Origin of the sequence: Pantoea sp. ME81 (assembly GCF_903970985.1) — a bacterium.
GTDB classification, from domain to species: Bacteria; Pseudomonadota; Gammaproteobacteria; order Enterobacterales; family Enterobacteriaceae; genus Pantoea; species Pantoea communis.
In genome coordinates this window covers 1-2,062 of sequence record NZ_CAJCKS010000324.1, presented here as the reverse complement: position 1 = coordinate 2,062, position 2,062 = coordinate 1, and the positions used below count along the sequence as shown (strand labels likewise).

Genomic DNA, 2,062 nt, shown 5'->3' with positions numbered 1-2,062 from the left:
ATAACAGCGCGGCAATGGCGAAACAGGCGCCGCGCCAGTCAAGCCAGTGAATCAGCAGCGCAGTCCCCGGCCACACCAGCGTGGTGCAAAAGCCGGAGATTAAGGTAATGCCGGTAATCGCGCCACGAGCCTGTCCACCATAAAGCGTTCCGAGGGTGGCAAACAGGGCGTCATATAAACCCATCGCCATTCCGATGCCGATAATCAGCCAACCAAACAGAAACAGCAGCAAATGGTGACTGAATCCCATAATCACCAGGCCCAGCGCCATCACCGCCCCGCTCGACGCCAGCAGCACGCGCCCATAGCTGCCCGCAATCAGGCGGCCACTTAAGGGGGCTAGCAGGCCAGAAACCAAAATACCTAAGGATAATGCGCCATACACCCACTGCTGCGACCAGCCGGTTTCCGCGACGATCGGATTCGCCATCACGGCCATAAGATAAAACGAACCGCCCCACGAAAGGATTTGAACGCCTCCCAGTGTCACAATGGCAGGAACCGCAGGTTTAGGGTGATGCTCCACGACAGGTTTCCGTTAGCAGGCAAAGCATTGTTATAACATGTTCATCCTGCTGGAAAAATGTTTGTGTGCCCTGCTTAGCGAAATCACGTTTCTGAGTGGAAGATTGGCACCAAATACGATAAGGTAAATGGTATGTTGTAACTATGGAGCATAACATGTCTCGCTATGATCTAGTGGCTGATTTGCACGAGTGCGTCAACGCACTGGAGCGCGGTTTAAGTAGCCTGCGCCAGCAAGTCGAACAGCAGCCGTTGCTGATCGCGCGCGCATTCAGCTTGCCCGAAATCGAGAAAGGCCACGAGAATGATGAAATTGAGCGTATCGCCGTGACTCAACATCTCGGGCAGAAAGCGCGAGACATGGCGCTGGCTCACTACTGTCGTCTGTTTATGCAGCACCAGTCGGAAAAACTCAGCACCAAAGCTGCGGTGCGTTTGCCTGGCGCCATTTGTATAGAAGCGGATGAAGCCGTCAGCGAGCGCATCAGTCAGCAGGTGGCCGATATCAATGCGCTTAAGCTGCGCCTGGAACACCTGATTACCGTGGAGTCGGGGCTGCCGAGCGAGGCGCGCTTTGAGTTTGTCCACCAGCATCTGCGCGGTTTAATTACGTTGAACGCCTATCGCAGCGTGACCTTACTGCACGCGCCGGATAGCCTGCGCTTTGGCTGGGCCAACAAGAACATCATTAAAAACCTCACGCGTGAAGCCGTGGTCGAGCAGCTGGAACGCAGCCTGAAGGCCAACCGTGCGCAAGCGCCCTGGACGCGCGAACAATGGGCGGAAAAAGTCCAGCAAGAACTGGAGATGATTTTGTCACTGCCCGTCGATGCCAAACTGAAAATCAAGCGTCCGGTTAAGGTCCAACCGATTGCCCGCGTCTGGCGCGCCAGTAATAAGAAGCAGGTGCAACTCGCCTGCCCTTCACCGCTGCTGGTGCTGTGTCGGGATAAAACTCAGGTACCGATTCTAGGGGAATTGCTGGACTACGATGCCGATAACGTCACGCATCGTCATAAGCCGCTGGCGCAGCCGCTGCATCTGGTCATCCCACGGCTGCACTTGTGGAGTGACAAGCTTTAATGAAGAAGCGGCCCTCAGGCCGCCTCTGTCATCGCTGAACTGAGCGGCATTACCCCTCAGTTATCGCAATAATTATTGCTTCATGCTGCCAACCATCTCTTCAGGACGTACCCACTCGTCAAACTGCTCTTCAGTCAGATAACCGAGCTTCAGCGCCGAGCCTTTCAGCGTCAGCCCTTCTTTATGGGCTTTCTTGGCGATTTCCGCCGCTTTGTCATAACCGATATGGGTATTCAGCGCCGTCACCAGCATCAACGACTCGTTCAGCAACTGATCGATACGCTCGCGCACCGGTTCGATACCCACCGCACAGTGATGGTTGAAGCTGTCCATCCCGTCGGCCAGCAAGCGAATGGACTGCAGGAAGTTGTGGATCACCATTGGACGGAACACGTTCAACTCAAAGTTGCCCGAAGCACCACCAATATTCACCGCAACGTCGTTACCCATCACC

The 2,062-nt window shown here is 55.0% G+C and carries 1 protein-coding gene and 2 pseudogenes; 1 reads left to right on the top strand and 2 read right to left on the bottom strand.

Annotated features, from left to right (window positions below):
- A pseudogene (locus H7A81_RS26960) lies at positions 1-526 on the bottom strand (MFS transporter); the annotation flags it as partial.
- A 155-nt stretch (positions 527-681) separates the two neighbouring features.
- Between H7A81_RS26960 and tus the strand changes: the two are divergent.
- Entirely contained in the window at positions 682-1,608 is a 927-nt protein-coding gene (gene tus, locus H7A81_RS26955) for a DNA replication terminus site-binding protein (protein WP_182059304.1), read from the top strand.
- A 72-nt stretch (positions 1,609-1,680) separates the two neighbouring features.
- Here the strand turns inward: tus and fumC are convergent.
- A pseudogene (fumC, locus tag H7A81_RS26950) lies at positions 1,681-2,062 on the bottom strand (class II fumarate hydratase); the annotation flags it as partial.

Excerpts from the sequence above, each read along its gene's own strand:
- tus (WP_182059304.1), top strand. The coding sequence starts at position 682 with ATGTCTCGCTATGATCTAGTGGCTGATTTGCACGAGTGCGTCAACGCA.